Annotated in this window: 19 protein-coding genes; 15 read left to right on the top strand and 4 right to left on the bottom strand. The window is 33.3% G+C overall.

Going from position 1 to position 20533, the window contains the following annotated elements; genetic code table 11:
• The first annotated feature begins 80 nt into the window (after positions 1 to 80).
• The 14 genes from H3T55_RS12810 (at position 81) to H3T55_RS12745 (ending at position 14572) form a co-directional block, all read left to right on the top strand.
• A complete protein-coding gene (locus H3T55_RS12810; RefSeq protein ID WP_263864720.1) occupies positions 81 to 788 on the top strand; it encodes a sugar transferase in 708 nt (235 codons plus the stop codon).
• Positions 788 to 1978, top strand: a complete 1191-nt coding sequence (gene cps2T / locus H3T55_RS12805; RefSeq protein WP_225534936.1) for a beta 1-4 rhamnosyltransferase Cps2T — start codon at positions 788 to 790, stop codon at positions 1976 to 1978. Before H3T55_RS12810 ends, cps2T begins: the two co-directional genes overlap by 1 nt.
• A 4-nt stretch (positions 1979 to 1982) precedes the next feature.
• Positions 1983 to 3302, top strand: coding sequence for a glycosyltransferase (locus tag H3T55_RS12800; protein ID WP_225534937.1), 1320 nt, complete (start codon positions 1983 to 1985; stop codon positions 3300 to 3302).
• Complete coding sequence (locus tag H3T55_RS12795) at positions 3295 to 3996, top strand: acyltransferase (protein ID WP_225534938.1); 702 nt, start codon at positions 3295 to 3297, stop codon at positions 3994 to 3996. Before H3T55_RS12800 ends, H3T55_RS12795 begins: the two co-directional genes overlap by 8 nt.
• Positions 3989 to 5206 carry a hypothetical protein gene (locus H3T55_RS12790; protein WP_225534939.1) on the top strand — a complete coding sequence of 406 codons (1218 nt, stop codon included), beginning with the start codon at positions 3989 to 3991 and terminating at the stop codon, positions 5204 to 5206. The genes H3T55_RS12795 and H3T55_RS12790 overlap by 8 nt, the downstream gene beginning before the upstream one ends.
• A 3-nt stretch (positions 5207 to 5209) precedes the next feature.
• Entirely contained in the window at positions 5210 to 6400 is a 1191-nt protein-coding gene (locus H3T55_RS12785; protein WP_225534940.1) for a polysaccharide pyruvyl transferase family protein, read from the top strand.
• 2 nt (positions 6401 to 6402) lie between these two features.
• The gene (locus H3T55_RS12780) at positions 6403 to 7359 is read left to right on the top strand and encodes a DUF6625 family protein (protein ID WP_225534941.1); all 957 of its coding nucleotides are present in this window, start codon (positions 6403 to 6405) and stop codon (positions 7357 to 7359) included.
• Complete coding sequence (locus tag H3T55_RS12775; RefSeq protein WP_225534942.1) at positions 7356 to 8219, top strand: glycosyltransferase; 864 nt, start codon at positions 7356 to 7358, stop codon at positions 8217 to 8219. The genes H3T55_RS12780 and H3T55_RS12775 overlap by 4 nt, the downstream gene beginning before the upstream one ends.
• Positions 8216 to 9628, top strand: a complete 1413-nt coding sequence (locus H3T55_RS12770; protein WP_225534943.1) for a lipopolysaccharide biosynthesis protein — start codon at positions 8216 to 8218, stop codon at positions 9626 to 9628. Before H3T55_RS12775 ends, H3T55_RS12770 begins: the two co-directional genes overlap by 4 nt.
• A gap of 112 nt (positions 9629 to 9740) precedes the next feature.
• Positions 9741 to 10262, top strand: coding sequence for a CatB-related O-acetyltransferase (locus tag H3T55_RS16765; protein ID WP_412523578.1), 522 nt, complete (start codon positions 9741 to 9743; stop codon positions 10260 to 10262).
• A gap of 5 nt (positions 10263 to 10267) precedes the next feature.
• Positions 10268 to 11473 (top strand): Coenzyme F420 hydrogenase/dehydrogenase, beta subunit C-terminal domain, encoded by a 1206-nt coding sequence (locus H3T55_RS12760; protein WP_225534944.1) that lies wholly within the window; start codon positions 10268 to 10270, stop codon positions 11471 to 11473.
• A 229-nt stretch (positions 11474 to 11702) separates the two neighbouring features.
• Positions 11703 to 12821: an LCP family protein gene (locus H3T55_RS12755; RefSeq protein ID WP_225534945.1), complete on the top strand. Its 1119-nt coding sequence runs from the start codon at positions 11703 to 11705 to the stop codon at positions 12819 to 12821.
• Between the two features lie 128 nt (positions 12822 to 12949).
• Positions 12950 to 13651 carry a glucosamine-6-phosphate deaminase gene (gene nagB / locus H3T55_RS12750; RefSeq protein ID WP_225534946.1) on the top strand — a complete coding sequence of 234 codons (702 nt, stop codon included), beginning with the start codon at positions 12950 to 12952 and terminating at the stop codon, positions 13649 to 13651.
• Between the two features lie 216 nt (positions 13652 to 13867).
• A complete protein-coding gene (locus H3T55_RS12745; RefSeq protein ID WP_087642290.1) occupies positions 13868 to 14572 on the top strand; it encodes an MgtC/SapB family protein in 705 nt (234 codons plus the stop codon).
• A gap of 94 nt (positions 14573 to 14666) precedes the next feature.
• On the opposite strand, the gene H3T55_RS12740 is transcribed toward H3T55_RS12745, so the two are convergent.
• Positions 14667 to 15476: a DUF92 domain-containing protein gene (locus H3T55_RS12740; RefSeq protein WP_225534947.1), complete on the bottom strand. Its 810-nt coding sequence runs from the start codon at positions 15474 to 15476 to the stop codon at positions 14667 to 14669.
• A gap of 161 nt (positions 15477 to 15637) precedes the next feature.
• On the opposite strand from H3T55_RS12740, the gene H3T55_RS12735 reads away from it, so the two are divergent.
• Positions 15638 to 16747 (top strand): AI-2E family transporter, encoded by a 1110-nt coding sequence (locus tag H3T55_RS12735; RefSeq protein ID WP_225534948.1) that lies wholly within the window; start codon positions 15638 to 15640, stop codon positions 16745 to 16747.
• Between the two features lie 63 nt (positions 16748 to 16810).
• Here the strand turns inward: H3T55_RS12735 and nrdF are convergent, their stop codons facing one another.
• From nrdF to nrdI, 3 genes are all read right to left on the bottom strand, one after another.
• Positions 16811 to 17773 carry a class 1b ribonucleoside-diphosphate reductase subunit beta gene (gene nrdF, locus H3T55_RS12730; protein WP_087642293.1) on the bottom strand — a complete coding sequence of 321 codons (963 nt, stop codon included), beginning with the start codon at positions 17771 to 17773 and terminating at the stop codon, positions 16811 to 16813.
• Positions 17774 to 18015: 242 nt separating this feature from the next.
• Complete coding sequence (nrdE, locus tag H3T55_RS12725) at positions 18016 to 20181, bottom strand: class 1b ribonucleoside-diphosphate reductase subunit alpha (RefSeq protein ID WP_412523579.1); 2166 nt, start codon at positions 20179 to 20181, stop codon at positions 18016 to 18018.
• Entirely contained in the window at positions 20147 to 20533 is a 387-nt protein-coding gene (gene nrdI, locus H3T55_RS12720; RefSeq protein WP_087642294.1) for a class Ib ribonucleoside-diphosphate reductase assembly flavoprotein NrdI, read from the bottom strand. Before nrdI ends, nrdE begins: the two co-directional genes overlap by 35 nt.

Genomic DNA, 20533 nt, shown 5'->3' with positions numbered 1-20533 from the left:
GTTGAGGTTCGAAAAAACTGAAAAGCTAATAGCATCAGTAAATAGTTTGTTCCTACCCTATCATAAAAGGAGTGTTGAAATTGGAGGAAAAAATAGTAAGTGTTGGAGGAAGTATACAGAAAAAAAAGCAGACATCACAGCCTGACAAGCAGATTTCTGTATCGATAGTTGAATCACAATCTATTCGTTTTCGCGTACTCAAACGAACGATCGATATTGTTGGTAGTCTTTGCGGCTTGATTTTATTAAGCCCTGTATTTCTTATTGTCGCATTTTTGATCAGAAAAGAAGATCCTAATGGACCAGTTGTTTTTTCTCAGGAAAGGGTCGGGAAAAAAGGCAGTCACTTCACAATGTATAAATTTCGTTCGATGTGCACAGATGCAGAAGAAAAATTTCATGATCTAGTTGAGCAAAATGAAATCGAAGGGGCTATGTTCAAAATCAAGAACGATCCAAGAGTAACGAAAATAGGAAAAAAAATACGCAAAACAAGCATTGATGAGCTGCCCCAATTAGTGAATGTTTTAAAAGGTGACATGTCACTCGTTGGGCCACGACCTCCATTAGAAAGAGAAGTCTCTCAGTATACACAACGTGATCTACAACGATTGAATGTGAAACCTGGCTGTACAGGATTATGGCAGGTCAGAGGTAGAAACGATGTTCATTTTGATGAAATGGTCGAGTTTGATTTGGAGTACATTGAAAATCAATCTATTTGGAATGATCTGAAAATCATGTTTCAAACAGTGATCGTGATGTTTTTTTCTAGAGGAGCTTATTAATGAATAAAAAGATTCAGCATGTATATATTATTGGCTCTAAGGGGATTCCGGCTAAGTATGGAGGCTTTGAAACCTTTGTTGAGAAGTTGACAGAATACAAGCAGTCTAGAAGTATTCAGTATCATGTCGCTTGTATGAATGTAGGAGACGATCTATACGGAGATGGAGAACAGCATTTTGAATATAATCAAGCAGACTGTTTTAATATAGCGGTGCCAAATATCGGTCCAGCTAGAGCCATTTATTATGATATAAAAGCATTAGATTATGCCATCGAGCTAGCTAAAAAAAATAGTGATATAGAACCGATTTTTTATATATTAGCATGTCGAATAGGTCCGTTTCTCAATCATTATAAAAAAAAGATCAAGAAAATTAGGGGAAAACTTTATGTAAATCCCGATGGTCATGAATGGTTAAGAGCCAAATGGAGTTATCCTGTTCGTAGATACTGGAAATTTTCAGAAAAGTTAATGGTAAAGCATGCAGACTTGATGATTTGTGATAGCTTGAATATAGAAAAATATATCAAGACCGATTATGAAAAATATACGCCAAAAACAACTTATATTGCTTATGGGACGGATATTGAGAAATCAAATCTGACTTCAGAAAGTTCATCTGTTGAAAAGTGGTTTTCTAAGCACGAAATTTCAGAAGATGATTACTATCTTGTAGTTGGTCGTTTTGTTCCAGAAAACAATTATGAAACGATGATTCGCGAATTTATGAAGTCATCAACAAAAAAAGATTTTGTATTGATTACAAATATTGAGAATAATAAATTTTATAAAAGTTTATTGGAGAAAACTAAATTTCAAAATGATAGACGAATTAAATTTGTTGGTACGGTATATGATCAGGAGCTTCTAAAATATATTAGAGAAAATGCTTTTGCCTATTTGCATGGTCATGAGGTTGGCGGAACTAACCCTTCTTTGTTAGAGGCATTGGTCTCTACAAAACGAAACCTTTTAATTAATGTAGGATTTAATGAAGAAGTTGCAAAAGAAAATGCTTTTTATTGGTCTAAGAATAATGATGAATTGTCCTTAGTAATTGATGAAGTTGATTTCTCTAAAAAAGGGCTAGAGATGAATGAAAAAGCTAAGGAAAGAATTATTAGAGATTTTAGTTGGTCATATATAAATAATTTATATGAAAATCTTTTCTTTAGTGAGGAAAGGTAGAAAGATGAGAATACTACATTATGGACTTGGTTTTCCTCCAAATAGAACAGGGGGACTAGTAAAATATCTTTTCGATTTGATAGATGAGCAAATGGTGTCAGGAGAACAGATTATTTATCTATTTCCAGGAAAAATAAATCCTTTTTTTAGCAAACCAAGGATCAAAAAAAATAAGAGCAAGTCAAAAGAAAACTTTGAGGTTTATGAATTAATAAATTCTCTACCCTTACCCTTATTTGGAGGGATTAAGGAGCCTCAAAAATTTATGGAAACAGTTGACAAGAGGATTTACACGAGATTTTTTGAAGCAATTGAGGTGGATGTCATACATGTCCATACATTGATGGGGATACATAAAGAGTTTTTTGAAGCTGCTAATGAAATGCAAAAAAAAGTCGTATTTACAACACATGATTATTTTGGCGTTGCTCCAGAACCTAATTTTTTTCTAGATGGTCTGAGTTATCATAATCAAAATACTGTTGAAAATTGGATAAAGGTATCAAAGAATGCTTTATCAGTAAAGAAGTTGAGAATATTTCAATTAGAGCATTACAATTTGATAAGAAGTGTGATCAAGTATCTAAAGACCAAGTCTATAAACTTTTCTAAGAGTAGTACTGACGACCAATCTGATTTGATTATCACTTCTGAACTGGAAAGAGAATTTTCCTTATTAAAAAAATATTATTTATCGATGCTCTATAAAATTGATTTTTTCCATTTTAATAGCCAAATAGCTAGAGAAGTCTATTTAAACAATATATCCATAAAACGTTATGGAGTAATTTCAATTACATCTGTATTACCAAAAGTGCCCAGTAAAGAAAGAAATAAAATAAATCCAATTAAGATAGGATACATAGGTCCATATAAAGAGTTTAAAGGATTTACTGATTTTTTAATATTATTGAATGAATTGAATGATAGGACAGAATTTGAATTCCATGCCTATGGGGATGATGCAAACTATAATCTGCCCAGTAAAATTATTAATCATGGACGATATTCAAAAACTGAATTGCTTAAAGTTTATGAAAATATTGATATTTTGATAGTGCCAAGTAAATGGAAGGAGACATTTGGTCTTATTGTTTTAGAAGCTATGAGTTGTGGTACACACGTTGTTGTAAGCAATAACGTGGGAGCAAAAGACTTAGTAGAAGGTCAATACATTTATTCTAGCATTGCTGAATTAAAAGAAATTATTTTAAATATTAACATAGATGAAATTTTAGTTAAGAAACCTAAGACTATTCAAAACCATACAATAGAGATTAAAAAAGTTTATGAAGCGATAACGAGGGAGACTGAAAATGATTAACTTTATCATAGTTAAAGTGTTAGGGAAAGAAAGATTTAAACTATCAAAGGAAGTCCCTCTTTCTTATATAATGATGCTAGGTCAAAAGTTTATTTTTGGGTTAGTTCGAGGTAAATTAAGAACAGTCACATTAAAAAAGAAAGGCAAAAATGTTATTGTTGGCAAAAAAGTTGCAATACGGGTGAAAAAACATATAAGCATTGGTAACAATGTTAGGCTAGATGACAGAGTTATTTTAGATGGCTTATCCACAGAAGGGATTACATTAGGAGATCGTGTCAAAATAGGTGCGGACAGTAAAATATTATGTACTGGCAGTTTGGAAAATCTAGGAAAAGGGATTGAAATTGGGGAGAATTCTTCATTTGCTGAAAATACCTTCTTTGGCGCAGCTGGAGGAATCAAGATTGGTCAAAATGTTATTTCTGGTCAAAATGTTCGTTTTCACTCAGAAAATCATAAATTTGCTGATCTGGATGTGTTGATACGTGAACAAGGAGTTACAAGAAAAGGGATTAAAGTAGGAGATAACTGCTGGATCGGTTCTGGTGTGGTTTTTCTTGATGGTTCTGAAGTTGGTTCAGGCTGTGTGATAGCTGCTAATGCTGTTGTTTCTGGAAAATTTTCAAGTAATGAAATAATTGGTGGCATGCCAGCAAAAAAACTAAAGACAAGAGGAGAAAAGAGTGAATAAAACTACTATACTATCATTGTTTTTTAGTCTTTTTTTATTTTTAGCAGAAATAACTAATAGTGATGTAACTATATTTGTGGCTGTAGTTATCCTGTTGATCGATTTTGTGAAAAGAGGAATTTATTTAAAAGATATCAGGCATGTCAGCCCATTGTTATTGATCGTTTTATTTGGTACAGTCATTGGTGTTTTAAATTATGGTTTTTTTAACAAAGATCTATACAGAGATGTTTATAAAACATTAAGTCCAGTGATTTTCATTTTGTTAGGAGCCAGTTTGTATAAGGATAATTTAAGAAAAAATGATTTGTTTATGAGTTCAGTAGTTCTATCTGGTCTTTTTGTGAGTTTAAGACATATTATACTTGTTATCATAGCAGTTGCTAAGCAAGGGGTCGGCTTTGAAATCATTCGTGGTGTTGGTGGAAATATGTCGATGGTAACAATTCTTGCTCTAGTGTTTTGTTTGAATTTAAAAGAAGAACTAAGTAATAGATTAGTAAGTATAAGAAAGAGTCTGTGTATTCTTTTTATCTTATCTATAATGTTATATGTTTCTAGAACAACATTAGTTGTTTTAATTCCATTTCTACTACTTTTTTCCTTTAGGAGCATGAATTTAAAAAAAGTATCACTATATGGAATCTATATAATTTTACTAGTTCTTTTTTTTAAAGCTATAAGCCATATTGATTTGTTTCAAGAGCTAATAAATAAATTTACAAAATCTTTTACAGAAATTAATTCTAAATATCAGAGTTGGGACTGGCTTACAATAAATAATAATTGGAGAGGTTATGAGATATTTTTAGTAGTTCAACAAATTAAATATGCTGATTTCTTTACTAAGTTATTTGGCTTTGGTTTTGGTGCTTTGTTGGATCTAGGTGTATATATTTTGTTAGGTGATAACTATTTTTCAAGTATACCAATATTACATAATGGCTATTACTACATACTATATAAAGTTGGGATCATTGGATTGCTATTACTATTTGTATTCTTTATCTTATCTCTATATAGAGTTATTAAGTTATGTTTGCGTTCTAATGAAGAAAATAAAAAGTATCATTTGTTTTTAATAGGTTGTTATGTGGGGATAATGGTTTCGATGTATGTTATTTCAGGTTTCTATAATGGTGTTAGTATGATTTCGTTTTGTATGTCAATTGGTTATTTTGAAAGAAAATTGAGAAGAATGGATAGGTAAATTATGAAGATTGGGTTTATGGGTGTTGATTTAACAAGTATGAATAAAGGTGTTTCTGCTTTAGGCTTTTCAGTAATAAAAATAGTAGATGATTTGATGAAGGAAGCAGGAATTGAATACGAAATCAATTTGCTTGAATCTACTGATGAAGATAATAAAGTTCTGTTAAAAAAGTACTTTCAGCTAGAAAAAGAACAGATAAAACTGCATTCATTTAGTTATAAAAAACCAAAAGATATAATTGAGTTATATGCTCTTATTAAAAAAATGGATTATGTCATTGATATTACTGGTGGCGATAGTTTTTCAGATATATATGGGAAAAAATGGATGTTGAGAGCCTCTTTAGGCAAACTTATTACGGTATATTCTAGGACACCACTTATGTTAGCACCTCAAACATATGGACCTTTTGAATCAGGGTTTGGCAGATTTTTGGCTAAATATATTGTCAATAAAGCTAGTGTCGTATTATCTAGAGATATTTTGTCTAAAGAGGCTTTAGCTAAACTGAGTAATAGAGAAGTGAGTGCATCTACAGATGTTGCTTTTACTCTTCCTTATGACAATAGTTTCTATTCTATCAAACAAGATAAGTTAAATATTGGGATTAACGTTTCTCAATTATTATGGGTGGGAGGATACACTCAAGAAAATCAATTTGGGTTAACAATTGACTATAAAACATATATATACTCTATTATAGAGTGGCTTAATTCTACTGGAAAATATAATATTTACATCGTTCCACATGTTGTTAAAGAGCCTGAAGACAGCTATGTTGATTCAATTGAAAATGATATCTTAGTTAGTCATGAATTGAAAAATAAATATGAATTTTTAACCGTAGCACCGATATTCAATGATCCAATAGAAGCAAAATCATATATTTCGTTGATGGATCTATTTATTGGTTCACGTATGCATGCTACTATTGCATCATTTTCATCAGGAGTTCCGACTATCCCTTTAGCATATAGCAGAAAATTTGAAGGTGTATTCAATAATTTAGGCTATTGTCATGTTGTAGATGGAAAAACATTAACAACTGATGAAGCTATTGAGAGAACTAAAAAACTTGTTGAAGATAGAGAAAGACTGAAAGTAAATATTGAAGAGTCTGAAAAAAATGTTAAAGAAGCTATTTCTAGAATTTATACTGATTTTAATGCAACCTTATCTGAGGAGAAATAATAGTGAGAAGCATAATACTAATACTTGTTCATTTTGGGGAACTACCTAATTATTTCAATTTATGGCTTAAAAGTGCAGAGTTTAATCCAACTATTGATTTTCTGTTAGTAACAGATAATTCTCTTGAAGAGTATACATTTCCTAAAAATGTTCAGATCATAAATAGCAGTATGGTTGAAATCCAGAGCGAGATTCAAAATGTCACTAACCAAAAGGTATCAATAAAATATCCGTACAAATTAGTTGAATATCGTCCGCTTTTTGGTGAACTGTTTCAAAGCTTGATTGGCGGGCATGACTTTTGGGGATATATAGATTCAGATGTGATTTTGGGTGACGTAAGAAAATTTCTAACAGATGAATTGCTTGATCAGTACGATCGTTTATTAACAAGAGGTCATTTCACATTATTTAGGAATACAAAATACATGAATACAGTATATAAGATAGAACATGAGTATAAAGATTGTTTTAATTTTAATGATGTTATGAGGTTTGATTCGGTTTGTGCTTATGATGAGTGGGGGTGGGATTTTGGTTATGGTCTAAGTGAAATATTATCGAGAAAAGGTATTGTTTCCTATGATCAGATTATATTTGCTGATATCAACCCTGCAATCTATTATTTTGATCTTGTGAATCATGACTTTGGTAATGCTGAATATTTTATCTTTAACAATGGGAAATTAGTAGCTCATAGAGAAAAACAAGAAAAAGAATTTATGTATATTCATTTGCAGAAACGTCAACTGTCAAATTTTGTTGGGGAAGAGGCTCACTATTATATTTATCCAGATAGATTTTCTGTTGCGAAAGAAACAACCGAGACTTTGGAAGAACAAGAAAAGTTGTTTTACAGTAGAAAGAAAAAGAGAAGAATAAAAACTATTTTAACAAAAATCAAATCAGATTATTTATTGATGAGATTAACGATGCTTTTTAGGAGAGTTAGTAAATGATAGGTGTTGTGATTTTAAATTATAACGGTGCATCTCTTACTGGAGATCTGACAGATAAAATTAGAAAATATCAAAGTATTGAAAAAATCGTAATTGTTGACAACAAGTCAACTGACGACTCTTTTACAGCATTGAAAAAACGCTTTATCGATGACGAAAAAGTAAAAGTAATTCTCTCTGAGTCTAATGGTGGGTATTCCTCAGGAAACAATATCGGTTTAAAATGGCTTGTAGCAGAGGGAAAATATAATACAGCTTTTATTTGTAATCCAGATGTATTATTTGAAGAAAGTTTTATTATTCAACTAGATAAGGGTTTAAAAGAAAATCCAGATTATGGTCTTTTGACTGGAATCATGTTGAATCCTGATGGAACATTTACAAAAAATCAATACTGGAGTTTACCAACTTTTAGAGAAGATTTCTTTAGGGGATTTTTTATCTTTAATTTTTTGATTAAGAAAAATAATAAAGGATTAATAAAAAGTGACAATATTTTAGAATGTGTTCCAGCGGGCTCAGTAGAAGCTGTTAATTTAGAATATATGAAAGAAGTCGGATATTTTGATGAATCGGTATTTTTATTCTATGAAGAAAATATATTAGCGAAAAAACTGAAAGAAAGTAGATATAAAACTGGTGTTTTACTTTCTTGTGAGTATTATCATTATCATTCACAAATTATTAACTCTACCGTATCTATTATGAATAAGTATAAGCTATTTCAAAGGTCTATGTACTATTATCAAGTAAAATACAATAAAATTAATTCTATTCAAAAAATTTTGTTGAAAGTATCTATGGTTATTGGCAAAGGTTTGTTCTTTTTCAAAAATTGTAGATTGGGAGGTAAGAGATGAACCGTTACAAAGAACTTCTTACAAATTCAATACTTTTCACTATAGGAAATTTTGGGAGTAAGTTGATCACGTTTGTCTTAGTTCCCTTCTATACATATTATCTTACAACACAAGAATTTGGTACGGCTGATATTATCACGACTAGTATCCAACTCTTATTACCACTGGCAACTCTAGGAGCTGCGGATTCGATCATTCGATTTGGAATGGATAAAGACTATGACCAAAAAAAGGTTTTCACAAATTCAATGTTAATCACCTTTTGTGGTTTGATAGCTGTATCTTTAGCTTTTATAACTATTTCTTCATTCATAGGTGTTAAAAAATATATTCTAATTACTATTCTGACTTTAATTATGCAGGCATTTCAAATTTTAGTTTCGACTTATGTCCGTTCATTAGGCTTGATCATAGTTTATACTATAAACAGTATTCTTTATACTCTGTCTATTTGTTTGTTCAGTCTAATTTTTTTGTTAGGTTTGAATTGGGGAGTTTTTGGATATTTTTATGCTCAAATATTAGGAGCGTTTATGTCGATACTACTGCTTTTTACTTCAGGCAAATTGTATAGATATTTCTCTTTGGCTGTTATTGATAGATCTATGATATCAGATATTCTTAAATTTTCTGTACCATTGATTCCAAGTGGAATTTCTTGGTGGGTTATAAACGGGGCTACTAGATACATAATACTTATATTTGTGGGGGCAGTTGGAAATGGTATATTCGCTGTGGCTAGTAAAATACCTGGATTACTTACATTAATCCAAGGAATCTTTATTCAAGCGTGGCAGATGTCTGCTATTCAAGAGTCTAAGAAAGAGGACAAAGGTGTTTTTTATGAAACGGTTTTTTCTTTTTACGCTAAATTTCTATTTACAGGAATCTCTGTATTCTTATTATTTTTAAAACCATTGATAAAACTAATTTTTGCTCCTAGTTATTTTGAAAGCTGGATATTGATTCCCTTTTTATTGTTGGCTGCAGTTTATAATAGTTTTAGTAATTTTTTTGGACAAATTTATATTGCGGAAAAAGAAACAAAAGGTGTTTTTAAAACAATCGTTTTTGCAGCAGTTTTTTGTACATTCATCAATATTTTACTAGTACCGTCAATTGGTATCATCGGGGCATCTGTAGCACAATTTGTTGGTTGGTTCATGACTTTTCTTTATAGACGATATGACACAAAAAAATATGTAAACTTCAATATTCAAGTTTGGAACTTATTATTTTGCCAACTAATTATTTTTTTACAAATACTTTTACTTTTTCAAAATGTTATAAATGAACAATTCGCGAATGTTTTACTTTGGGTGCTAGCACTGCTTATACTACTTATAAACAGAGAGTTGTTTTTTGTATGTATAAAGTTGATGAAAAGAGGGGGAAAAAGAATTGAGTAGAATCAGTAACTTTATTATTTTGAGAACAACAAAGTTTCGTAGAGTGAATAAAATAGTGGTCTCCTTTTTTTCGAAAGTTGAAGGTGGCCAAATCTATTCAAGGAGTCTACGTATGGCTACAAAATTAAATTATGGTGTAGAAGTAGGGATGTACTCTTATGGCAGTTGCTTTTCTGAAAACTTCAATCTCGGAGGAACGGTTGAAATAGGAAAATATTGTTCTATAGCCGAAAATGTGAGGTATTTTGGTGCTAATCACCCTTTAGAGGCATTGTCAACATCACCTCTTTTTTATAACAAAGATTTTGGTTTTGATGTTCAAGATGTAGATAGATACCATTTAGAAATTGACCATGATGTTTGGATTGGATATGGTACAATTATAGTTTCCGGTTGTCAAAAAATCGGAGCAGGAGCCGTTATTGGAGCGGGTTCTGTTGTTACAAAAGATGTTCCGCCATATGCTATTGTAGGTGGGAATCCGGCTAGAGTAATCAAGTATAGATTTTCTAAAGAAGTAATTGATGCGATTGAAGAAAAGAAGTGGTGGGAATTAACACCAGAACAAGTAATGGATTTTTATCAACAATTTGAAATCTCGAGCAAAACGAAAGCGACAGAGATAAGAGGTTAATATATATGAATGTAGAAAAGTTTACAAACACATATCAGATGTGCACTTCTTGCGGTTTATGTGAAAGTGTCTTTGGGAAAGAAAAAATACAATTACAAGAGTCTAGAGGTTTCTATTTTCCTAAAGAAATGGCTAAATTGGATAAAGAAGATAGAAGCTTATTTAATTCTATTTGTCCCGCAATCAATATGGAAGGAAAATGTAGCCAAAATGAATTATTTGATCCAATAATTGGCTCGTATATAGGATATTACAATGGATATTCAGCTGATGAATACATTAGATGGAAATCATCAACTGGAGGAGGGATTACAAGTTTTTCAAATTTTCTATTAGAAGAAAAATATGTTGATGGTATTTTACATATTGGAAAAGGTAGTACTGTTTTTAAAGCAGAAGCGTCAATTTCTAAGACTGTTGATGAAATAATAGAAAAATCTGGTTCTCAATATATGCCCACTTCATTACTTAGCGATATTCTAGAGTATTTAAAAGAGGATCAAATAATAGCTATAATTGGAAAGCCATGTGACATCAGAGCTGTAAATAATTTACTAAAGCAATTTCCAAAATACCAAAAAAAGATCTTTGTTACAATATCTTTTTTATGTGGTGGGATTCCTTCCATAAATAGTACCTATAGTTTGATTGAACAATTAGGGATAAAAAAATCTGCTGTTAGTAAGCTAAAATATAGAGGAGAGGGGTGGCCGGGAGATTTTAGTGTAGTAGCAGGAAATGGTGAGCAAAAAAGTGTTGACTATGATGAAGCATGGGGAAAAAATCTTGGACGTTCAGTACCATTGGTCTGTAAAATTTGTGTGGATTCTGTCGGTGAGTATGCAGATGTTGTATTCGGTGATGCTTGGGAAAGCGATGACAACGGTTATCCTGTATTTACATCAAGTAATGGCAATAATCTAATCATTACTAGAAGTAAGAAAGGAGATAACTTAGTGAAGTTATCTAATGAAAAAGGGTATTTAGAGCTTAAAGCTGAGAAAGTTGAGCAGTTTAAAAAAATTCAACCATCACAAACAATAAGAAGATCTACTTCTGAGCAAAGAGTAATTGCATTGAGATTTACGCAGTTGAATATAAAGTTTGATTTGAAACACATAAAATCTATTTCCAAAAATAAGTACTCATTAGTTAAAAAGATAAGATTTACACTAGGGACATTTCGGAGAGTAATTAATGTTCGAAGATAGATAACTCGCTAATCATGATTTTTGTAGAAGAATTTTTTGGCTGTTTACGTTAAACGTCAAGGAATAGTTTTACTTTTATTAAGAAGCATGTCTATTTATTATAGTTAAAGTGTTTTCTTACATTTACATTAAGTTCTCATGCCAAATCTTCAAAAATGTTGCGACAGGATTGAAATTGTGAGAAAATAGATTTCATGAATTATTCTTGCAAAAAATGAGGAAGTGTCTTATGAACCTATGGAAAAAAGTAATACTAACTGCTTTAGGATTAGTACTTGTTTCAGTTGCCGGTATTTGTGCTTATGGAATTAAAATGTATTCTGATGCCAGCGGTACAGTTGAAGGCGTGTATGAATCGATCGATCGAACATCAAAACGCAGAGAAACAGCCGTGAACATTGATGCACAAGAACCTTTCTCCGTTTTATTGATGGGAATCGATACAGGAGATCTAGGACGAACAGAACAAGGTCGTTCTGATACGACAATGGTAGTTACTATTAATCCAAAAGAAAAAAAATCAACAATGATCAGTTTGGACAGAGATATTTTAACTGAGATTGTTGGCTATGGTACAGAAGATAAACTGAACCATGCTTATGCATTTGGCGGTGCGAAGATGGCGATTGATACAGTAGAAAACTTACTGGATATTCCAATCGATAACTATGTATCGATCAATATGAAAGGCTTAAAAGATCTGATTGATGCTGTAGGTGGTATCGAAGTGGATAATCCGTTTGAGTTTACATTAGATGGTATTACGGTTCCAAAAGGTCATATTAAGCTTGATAGCGAAACTGGTTTAGCTTACGCTCGAATGCGTGAAGAAGATCCTGAAGGAGACATTGGACGTCAACGTCGTCAGCGTGAAGTTGTTGAAAAAATCGTGAACAAGATAATCAGTATAGACGGCTTGACTAAATACAAACAGATTTTGAATGCAGTACAAGATAATGTAAAAACAGATCTAACTTGGGACAATATGGTAGACATTCAGAAGAAATATATGCCTGCTTTCAAAAATATTGACTCTTTACAATTAGAAGGTGAAGGACAAGAAATTGGCGGTATCTATTACCAAATCCTTGATCCCGAAAAATTATATAAAACACAAACAAATTTACGTGCTCAGCTAGGGCAACCGGAAAATAAAGAGATGCAGGCAAAAGATACTGCAAACTACAATAATTATGTTGGTGGTACGGGATACGGTTCAAGCTCAACAGATGCAGCTGCAGGTACTTATGGTTATGGACAAGATGTAGTAGCCAACGATGTGACTGGTGGCGGAACTTATACTGATCCAAATGCTGAAGGAACTGAGCAGTATACTGGAAATTACTAATTAGAAAACTTCTATCCTGATAAAGGTTAGAAGTTTTTTTTATTTTTATACATTTCTACTAGAAATCCTTTTTAGAGGGTGTTATAATTGGACTATACCAAATAAACGAAGACGAGGGAGTAATTTCGATGGAAATCATTAAAGTAGCAAACGCTGAAGAAGGCGGAAAAAAAGCATTTGACTTGATTAAAGCAGGTATGGACAATGGAGCAAAGGTTTTAGGTCTTGCGACAGGAAGCACACCGGAAACATTATATAAAGAGATGACTTCAAGTGACTTAGATTTTTCAGATATGGTTTCTGTAAATTTAGATGAATATGTTGGTTTAGGTGGAGACGATGATCAAAGTTACCGTTACTTCATGAATGATCAGCTATTTAACAAAAAACCATTTAAAGAAACATATGTACCGAATGGTAAAGCAGCAGATTTAGAAGCTGAGTGTGTTCATTATGAAAGTATCATTGACAGTCATCCAATCGATATTCAAATTTTAGGAATTGGTCAAAATGGACATATTGGTTTTAACGAACCAGGAACACCATTAGATAGTTTAACTCATGTAGTTGAATTGACAGAATCAACGATCAATGCGAACAAACGCAATTTTGAAAAAGTTGAAGATGTACCTACACGTGCTGTATCAATGGGAATTGGTTCAATCATGAAAGGTCAAAAAATGATTTTGATTGCTTACGGTGAAGCAAAAGCAGATGCGATCAAAGGAATGATCGACGGACCTGTTTCAGTAGATTTACCAGCAAGTGCGTTACAAAACCATCCAGATGTTGTCGTTATCGTAGACGAAGCAGCAGCAAGTAAATTATAATCGCAGGAGATGAGGGAAAGACCAAAGCCGATCAGGCTCGATTTTGGTAAATTTACCGAAGAACCTGACTTGGGATTTCCCTTGATTACATTTTAGAGTGCGAAACAAAACTGATTTGTCGTTTTGTTTCGTACTCTTTTTTTTGTTGTAGTATGAAAAAAATGACATGGATTTAGTGTTATAATAGAAGGGAGAATAATAGGAGGAATGAGCAGAATGGATGTACATTTAACAATTCAAGAGATCATTGTGCGCTTGAGCTTAGCGATGCTGATCGGTGGTGTGATTGGCTTTGAGCGACAGTATAAAAATCGTCCGGCGGGAATGCGCACACATATTTTAGTTTGTATGGGAGCGGCAATTATCGCTTTGATTCAAGTAGAGATTGCAGCAAGTGCGCTGGAAGATGCGATGAATCATCCAGAATTGAGCGGCGTGATTCGTTCTGATCAAGCGCGTTTGATTGCTCAAGTCGTCAGTGGTATCGGCTTCTTAGGTGCAGGAACGATCATTGTAACGAAACAATCGGTAACAGGTTTAACGACAGCAGCTTCCCTTTGGGCGGTTGCAGGATTAGGTATTTCCATTGGTATGGGGTATTACGCGATTGCAATCACTAGCTTTATTGGAATTTTTGTCGCTTTGACATTAGTTAGAAAAGTGATTCATGTGCCGACAACAAAAAAATTAGAGATTCGATATCTTCATAAACAAGAAACGAAGGAGTTTATCAATCGTTATTTCGAAGAGCATAAAATTGAGATCGAAGACGTGAATTTTAGTGTTTTATTAGTTGGTGATGACCAAATTTATACCAATATTTATACGATCGATCTACCTAAAGGAATGACCTACGCTGAGGTGATCGAGGATTTATCGATTCATAAAAATATAACTAAATTGCGTTTGGTAAGTATTTAATTTATTTTTGTCTTTAATAGAACTCCCCCAGAAAAACTGAGTTCTTAGCTTCAGTTTTTCTGGGGGAAAATCATTGTCAGGTTATTTACAGGTATCAAAGAGAAATAAGCAACCAACTTAAAAGAACAGTGAAACATCCACTGATAAAATTGACCCAATCGTTGTTCAGCCAAAAAATTCCACTAATTTTAGTTGTTGGCTGCTGATGATGTACATTACGTTCTGTCACCTGATCGCAAATAGAACATCTGTATTTTACCTGAAACGCTGCACCTAAAAAACTGTCAATCAATGAATGGGCAAAGCCGCAAACAACAGGAACGAATACAAGATTTGTAGTAAAAGTGATGTCAGGATCATGAAATAACCAAAAAGTAATCGAAATCATAAGACTACCAAGGATAGAAGCAAAGGTTCCAAGTAATGAAACGCCTCCAGATAGGCCAGAAGGAATCGGCTTAAATGTGAGAATGGAAAGTGGGGGAGACGTACTTAAAATACCGATCTCAGATGCCCAAGTATCTGCTGTAGCACCTGCTATGGCACTAACATAGCCGATCATGAATAAAAGGTTATCTGTATAGTAAAAAGGAATCAATGAAACAACAGCGGGAAGGCCGTTTGCCAGTATTTGCCAACCGTCTCTTTGTGCGTCTTTTTTACTTATAGTATCTTTACCATCAAGTGCAGCTACTTTTTTTAAAAAAGAAATACAACTAGAACTGCCAAAAAGAAGGATCAAAAGTACCCAAGTTGGCCAGCTGCCAAAACCACAAACTAGGGTTCCAATCATGATCAAGGCAAAAACACCCGATTTTGTGAGTAATTGATAGACATAAGAAAAAATGGCAATGAAGCTGCTGCCGAAAACACCAAGTAGTAATTTATACGTCAAAATAGTCATATGTTGCCTCCTAAAACAAAACAAGTATATCATGAAAGTACAAGATAGATTAGATAAATACACAATAATCTATGATCACGAAATAATAGTTATCAAAAAAATATTTTTTATACTTGAAAAGAATGATAAAATAGAAATAGCTAGATTATTGGAGGTTGGATATGGGTTCTCTTTTTAAGCAGTCAAAGTTACTATTTTGGACAACAGAAGTGGTTTTGACTATTATTGGTGTTTACTTTTTATTAAGGATGCCGAATGTTTTTAGTCCGATATTGGGAATGATTTCTGCTGTTTTTATGCCGTTGCTGATTGCAGGCTTTTTGTATTATATGTTTGATCCAGTTGTTGTATTTCTTGAAAAACATAAAGTCCCTAGACTTGTTGGCTTTATGCTTTCTTTTTTAGTCTTAGCGGTTTTGATTGCTCTTGTGATCATGAATGTCGTTCCTCAATTGGTCAAACAGTTTGTTGACTTGACGCAGTCACTTCCAGGATATGCGGAGGAAATGAATCGTTGGTTGACTGAGCTAGGCAACTTAGAAGAAATCAAAGGATTCAATATTCAGGATCAATTAGATAAAGCGAATATCACGATTACAAATATTCTGAATTTCGCGATCGTAGGGGTGACGAGTAGTTTATCGAAAATCGTTGGGATATTAATGAAATTCTTTATTTTACTTTTTACAGTACCGTTTATTTTATTTTTTATGTTTAAAGACGGACATAAGTTTTTAGACGCGTTATCTCATTTTTTTCCTGCAAGTATTAGAACAGAGCTTCGTCAAACAGTAAGAGAAATGAATCAAACATTGTCAGCCTATATCAGCAGTACTGTTTTGGATGCTTTGATCATTGGAGGTTTAAGCTTTATCGCAATGACGATCTTTAAACAACCGTATAGCTTGCTGCTTGCTGTTTTTTGTGGAGTGACTAATATCATTCCTTATGTAGGGCCATTTATTGGTGCTGTCCCTGCCGTTCTTGTTGGCTTTTTTATTTCACCCTGGCAAGCACTATATATGATGTTGTCGATTCTTGTCATTCAGCAGTTAGATGGCAATTTGATCAAACCCTTATTGATGGGCAAGTCGATGAATATCCATCCATTGACGATCATTCTTGTATTGATTGCAGCTGGAAGTGTCGGTGGAATCATTGGAATGCTGATTTGTATTCCTGTCTATGCTGTGATTAAAACTTTAGTGGTCAATATCGTTAAAATTTATAACATTCGAAAAGAAGAGAGGACTCAACTCTCGGATGAATGATAAAAGAAAAAGGATCAGCGATAACATTTTATGTTGTCGCTGATCCTTTTTTATTTAATTTAATTATTCCATACCAATCAAATAATCGTCATCTTTCATGGCTTCAACAGTTCCTAATAAATAGCCGTTACCAACTTGTGAGAAGAAGTCATGGTTACTTGTTCCTGTAGAAATACCATTCATGACGATTGGGTTTACATCGTTCGCTGTATCAGCAAATAATGGGTCCATGCCAAGGTTCATCAGTGCTTTATTAGCATTATAACGCAAGAAGGTTTTTACTTCTTCCGTCCAGCCTAATTCATCATAAAGCTCTTCTGTATAACGTTCTTCATTTTCGTATAGTTCATAAAGTAGGTTATACATCCAATCTTTTAATTCGTTTTGTTCTTCTTCAGGCAGTTCATTAAAACCTAATTGGAATTTATAGCCGATATATGTGCCGTGGACAGATTCATCACGAATGATCAATTTAATGATTTCAGCAACATTAGCTAATTTGTTATTGCCTAGATAATAAAGAGGAGTATAAAAACCAGAATAGAATAAGAAGGTTTCTAAGAATACACTTGCAACTTTCTTTTCTAATGGTGTGCCGTTTTTATAGATTTCATTGATCTTTTCTGCTTTTGTTTGTAAGTAAACATTTGTATTAGTCCATTCAAAAATGTCATCGATCTCTTTTTTAGTATTCAACGTACTAAAAATTGAAGAATAACTTTTCGCATGAACAGATTCCATAAATTGGATGTTGTTAAGCACCGCTTCTTCATGAGGCGTACGGATATCTTTTCTTAGTTGATCCATGCCGCTTTCAGATTGAACTGTATCAAGTAAAGTTAAGCCGCCAAAAACATATCCAACAGTTGTTTTTTCTAAGTCTGAAAGTGTTCTCCAGTCATCTAGATCGTTTGATAGTGGGATACGTGTATCAAGCCAAAATTGTTCTGTTAGTTTTTCCCAAGTTGATTTATCGATCACATCTTCGATCGCATTCCAGTTGATCGCTTCATAATATGTTGCCATTTATTTTCCTCCTAATTACCGAATGACTGTTTAACCAATGATCATAAAGAGCGGGCGAAAACTAAAAATTAGTTTTGATTCGCTCTCTAAACCAGAATAAACGGCGAGAAAAGAGCAGCTCTTTCGGAAATAAGCCGAAACTCACGAAAATTTGAAGAGCACCATGTTTCTTATCATTTTCGTGGATTCCTTCTTATTTCTCGGAGCTAAGACTTTTGTCTCAGCCTCTAAACCAATTTAAGTTAGATCACACAACTTTCACATTGATTGCTGCCGATTTCTTCCGCATCATCAGTAAATGTTCGTACGTAATAGATTGATTTTACACCTTTATGGAAAGCATAGTGACGTAAAATATTCAGATCGCGTGTTGTTTGTTTTGGTGTATCTTTCCATTCATAAAGCCCCTCAGGAATTTCAGAACGCATAAACAGAGTTAAGCTCATTCCTTGATCTACGTGTTGCTGTGCTGTTGCATAAACATCGATCACTTTGCGCATATCCATGTCGTATGCAGATGTATAATATGGAATGGTATCATTTGCCAAATAAGGAGCAGGATAATAAATTTTCCCGATTTTCTTTTCTTGGCGTTCTTCGATCATTCGAGTGATTGGATGAATACTGGCGCTTGTATCGTTGATATAAGAGATTGAACCATTTGGTGCAACCGCTAAACGATTTTGGTGATACAAACCATCTTGTTTGACTGCATCGCGTAATGCTGCCCAGTCAGCTGCTGTCGGTACAAAAATATCTTTGAAGATCTCTTTGACTTTATCTGATTGAGGCGTAAAATCACCTTCGATATATTTGTCAAAATAAGAACCATTTGCATAATCTGATTTTTCAAAATTATGGAAGGATTGTTTTTGTTCTTTAGCGATAGTATTACTCTCAACTAATGTCCAGTAGTTCAATAACATGAAATAAACGTTCGTAAAGTCTAAAGAGTCTTGAGAACCATATTCCATATGATTTTTTGCAAAGAAAGTGTGTAATCCCATGGCACCAAGTCCAATGGTATGACTCAATCGATTCCCGTTTTGGATAGAAGGAACGACGTCGATATCTGAAGCATCTGTTACGAAAGTTAAGGCACGAGTCATCGCACGAACAGATTTCCCGAAATCAGGACTGTCCATCAAATTAACGATATTTGTAGAACCTAAGTTACAGCTGATATCTGTACCAAGTTGTTCGTATTCTTGTTTGCCATTTAAAATAGACGGTGTTTGAACTTGTAGAATTTCTGAACATAGATTACTCATGATGATTTTTCCATAAGCAGGATTACTTCTATTAGCTGTATCGATATTGATGATATAAGGATATCCTGATTCTTGTTGCAGTTTAGAAATTTCATTTTCTAAATCACGCGCTTTGATTTTACGTTTACGAATGTTAGGATTCGCTACTAAGTTATCATACTCTTTTGTAATATCAACGTATGAGAAGGGAACACCGTATTCTTTTTCGACACTATAAGGGCTAAATAAATACATGTCTTCATTTTTACGTGCAAGTTCATAAAATTTATCTGGAACGACAACGCCTAAAGATAATGTTTTAACACGGACTTTTTCATCTGCGTTTTCTTTCTTTGTAGAAAGGAACATTTCGATATCTGGGTGGAAAACGTTTAAGTAAACAACACCTGCACCTTGACGTTGACCTAATTGATTGGAGTAGCTGAAGCTATCTTCGAACAATTTCATTACAGGAACGACCCCGCTAGCTGCTCCTTCATAACCTTTGATTGGAGCGCCTGCTTCACGAAGATTGGCTAATGTGATTCCCACACCTCCGCCGATTCTTGATAATTGTAAAGCTGAGTTGATCGAACGACCAATGCTGTTCATATCATCTGTCACTTGAATCAAGAAACAAGAAACCAATTCCCCACGGCGTTTACGTCCAGCGTTTAAGAAAGAAGGAGTTGCTGGTTGATAACGTTGGTGGATCATTTCATCTGCTAAAACCATGGATAATTCTTCATTACCGTCAGCAAAGTACAAGGCGTTGAAAGCAACACGATCTTCATAGCTTTCTAAATACTCTGTTCCAGCATTGTTTTTAAGTGCATATTGTGAATAGAACTTGTAAGCGGCCATAAATGATTTAAATTCAAACTTTTGTTCATCAAGAAATGTATATAATTTTTCAATAAAAGCCATTGAATATTTTTGAATAAAGGCAGTTTCTAAATAATCATTATCGATTAAGTAGTTGATCTTTTCTTCTACTGTATTGAAGGTTCTTGTGTTTGGTTCAACATTTTCTTTAAAAAATGCTTCCAAAGCTTCTTTGTCCTTATGCAAAGGAATTTGTCCATTCACCGGACGGTTGATTTCATTGTTTAGTTTAAAGTAACTAACCTCTTTGATTTCTTTTAGACTCAAGTTCATTCACTACTTTCTTAAAGGATTCTACGTCTTCATTGGTACCGCTAAATTCAAAAGATAAAAGTAACGGAACGTTATAATCACGTGCTATATCTTTGGCTGTATAAACAAATAATTCTGCAAAGTTACGATTGCCGCTGCCAGCAACCCCTATCAAATGTTCTTTGTTCTCCTGATGATCGAGAAAATCATTGATGACATCAGTAATATCAGCATCATAAGTTGGAACAACCAGAATAAAAGGTTCATTTATCTCAAAAAAAGGATTCGCAGGCTCAATTTCATAAGCTGGCAAATCCAATTTTTTAATAAATCGTCTGGTTTGTCCGGTAACAGTAAAATAAACGAGTTTCAT

Origin of the sequence: Enterococcus sp. S22(2020), from assembly GCF_020295385.1 — a bacterium.
Lineage (GTDB): Bacteria > Bacillota > Bacilli > Lactobacillales > Enterococcaceae > Enterococcus_L > Enterococcus_L dunnyi.
The sequence above is the reverse complement of the archived record's forward strand: the minus strand, read 5'-3'. Positions and strand labels throughout refer to the sequence as shown.